Origin of the sequence: Mycobacterium sp. (assembly GCF_032162105.1) — a bacterium.
Taxonomy (GTDB): Bacteria; Actinomycetota; Actinomycetes; order Mycobacteriales; family Mycobacteriaceae; genus Mycobacterium.
The window spans coordinates 1-2859 of record NZ_JAVRPS010000529.1 but is presented as its reverse complement, the minus strand read 5'-3'; the positions used below and the strand labels follow the sequence as shown (position 1 = coordinate 2859).

General features: G+C 64.3%; 3 protein-coding genes. All 3 read left to right on the top strand.

Features of this window, described 5'->3' with window-relative positions:
• Nucleotides 1–661 (top strand): class I adenylate-forming enzyme family protein (locus tag QOC69_RS27220; protein ID WP_526445539.1); only part of this gene is annotated, 661 nt, incomplete at its 5' end.
• Nucleotides 662–673: 12 nt separating this feature from the next.
• Nucleotides 674–2380, top strand: a complete 1707-nt coding sequence (locus QOC69_RS27215) for a class I adenylate-forming enzyme family protein (RefSeq protein WP_526445537.1) — start codon at nt 674–676, stop codon at nt 2378–2380.
• A gap of 168 nt (nt 2381–2548) precedes the next feature.
• The coding region (locus tag QOC69_RS27210) for a phosphotransferase (RefSeq protein ID WP_526445535.1) at nt 2549–2859 on the top strand (311 nt) is incomplete at its 3' end.

The window sequence follows — 2859 nt, the reverse complement described above, 5'->3', positions numbered from 1 at the left end:
CTTCGGCGCCTCGGTCATCAACCTGTTCGGGCAGACCGAACTTGCGCCGGTCTTGTCCGCGACCAGGCCCTCCGACTCGCGCGCCGATCAACTGACGACCGTAGGCCGGCCGTTGCCGCTGGTCGAGTGCAAGATCGTCGACCCCACGACCAACGAGACGCTGGCGGTGGGCGAAGCCGGTGAGATCTGCGCACGGGGGTATCAGCAGTTCCTCGGGTACCTCAACGATCACGACGCGACCGCACGCACCGTCGACGCCGACGGGTTCGTCCACACCGGTGACCTCGGGACCCTGGACGAACGCGGATATCTCAGCGTCACCGGCCGGCTGAAGGAACTGATCATCAGGGGGGGAGAGAACATCTCGCCTGCCGAGATCGAAAGCGTCCTGGTCGATCACGAAGCCGTCCTCGAGGCATCGGTCGTCGGACTGCCCGACGAGCGCTGGGGCGAGATCGTGGCCGCGGCGATCCGGATCAGGGATGACGTGCCCGATCTGCTCGTGGCCGACATCGTCGAGTACGTCGGTAGGCGGCTGGCCCCCTTCAAGGTGCCTGCGCGGTGGTTCGTCACCGACGCCCTGCCCCTGACGCCGACGGGCAAGGTGCGCAAGTTCGAACTGCGTGACGCCATCATGCACGGGCATCTGCGCGAGATCTGACGGATGGCGATGATGACCTCTCAACATCACATTGAGGCCAGGCGGGCCGCGCTGCGTGCCGCCATCCCGGTGTGGAAGCCCACCACGCTGCACCGTCGGCTCGACGCGAGTGCCCGATCCTTCGGAAGTCGGCCCCTCGTCATTTGTGACCACTCGACGCTCACCTATCGAGACGTGGCGTATCAATCGCAGTGTCTAGCAGCCGGTTTACGCGAACTGGGCGTCAGGCCCGGGGACCGCGTCGGCATGGTCATCGCGAACTACCCCGAGTTCGTGACCCTCAAGTTCGCGATCTCGCGTGTTGGAGCCATCGCCGTACCCTTCAACTTCCTCTACAAGCAAGACGAATTGGCGTACGTGCTGGCCGACTCGGGATGCCGCGTCCTGGTGACGATGACGGGGTTCGACGGCCTGGACTACCAGGCGATGCTGGACGGCATAGCCCCTGGCTGGGACTCGGTCGCCTTCGCGCACCGGCCAACGTCCGCGGGTGACCCGTTGCCGACGTTGCGCCATGTCGTGCTCCTCGACACGGATGAACGTGCGCGCAGCGGCATTCATTCGGTCGCCAGTCTGGTCGCATTGGGACGCCATCGCCACGGCACCAATATCGCGCCCCACCCAGACGACCCTGCCGACATGCTCTACACCAGCGGAACCACCGGAACACCGAAAGGCGTAGTCACATCGCACGATGCCGTCTTGCGGACCGCGTACGCATCCGCGCTCACCCGCGCCTTCGAAGATGGCCGTCGGATCCTGTTTTCGCTGCCCTGCTATCACATGTTTGGGTACGTGGAGGGCCTGCTGTCCGTGATGTACGTTGGCGGCGCCGTCATCCTGCTCACCGGATTCAGTGCGGAGCGCTACTTCGCGGGCATCCAACGCCACCGCGCCACCGACATCCTCTGCGTGCCGACGATGGCCGTTGCGATGGTGGAGAGCCCAGCTCGGTCGCGGTACGACCTCACCTCACTCAACGCGATCCTCTGCGGCTCCGCTCCGGCACCGATCTGGCTCTGGACGCAGATTGCGGACGACTTCGGTGTGCACGAGATCGTCACCGGATACGGGATGACGGAATGCGGCGGCGCAATGACGCTCACGCGTCCCGAGGATCCGCTACACCTCGTGACGGAGACCGTGGGCAGGCCGAAAATGGCTGGTACGGCGTCAATTACAGGGACCGACGAGCTGGTCGGATACAAGACGGTCGATCCGATCACCGGCGCCGACATGACGGTCGGTGAGGAAGGCGAGTTGGTGTCGTGCGGCCCGACCGTCATGCAGGGCTTCTGGAACAGGCCCGAGCAGACGGCGGCGGCCCTCCGAGGCGAGTGGCTGCACTCCGGCGATCTCGGGGTCGTGCGCTCAGACGGATACCTCCAAGTCACCGGGCGAAGCAAGGAGCTCTACAAGAGTGGTGGTGAGCTGGTGATGCCAAAGGAGATCGAGGACGTCCTCGCTCGGCACGACGACATCAGCCAGGTGTTCGCCATCGGGCTGGTGGACGATCGTTGGGGTGAAATTGGTTGTGCCGTAGTGGTTCCTGCTCCCGGTGCCGTACTGACCGAAGACGATGTGCTGGCGATGTGCCGAGCGAGCCTCGCCAAGTTCAAGGTGCCGAAGAAGGTCGTATTCTGTGCCGCCGAGGACCTGCCAAGGACACCGACGGGCAAGGTTCAGAAGTACAAACTCGCCCAGCAGCTGGCTCGTTGACGTCGAAGTCCAGCAAGCAGGTGACGTGAAGACGCAAAAAATCTAACTCAAAATAGAAATGGATCGGTGTTGACCCCGCCTCGGCCTTTGATGTCGGGGCCCGATGGTCTAATCTGGATTAAATAATAACGACCAGAGGTCCTGCGTCGATCGGTGAGGAGGTGGGCGATGTCGGCAGCCGGCGCGCGCGAAGCGGCGGTCTCCGGGTTGATGTGCGACGACCCCGCCGCCGTATCCGCTTGGCTTCGATCGCACGGTGAGCGCGTTGTCGGTGACGTCACGATCGCCCGCGTCGGTTTCGGACAATCCAACATCACCACGATCATCACCGCCGCGGACGGTGGGGAATGGGTGTTGCGCGAACCGCCGCCTGGCGGCCATGCCCAATCGGCCCACGACGTCGCACGCGAGGCCCGCATCGTGTCGAATCTCGCCGACAGTGGCATCCCCGTTCCGCGGGTGATAGGTAGCGGGACCAC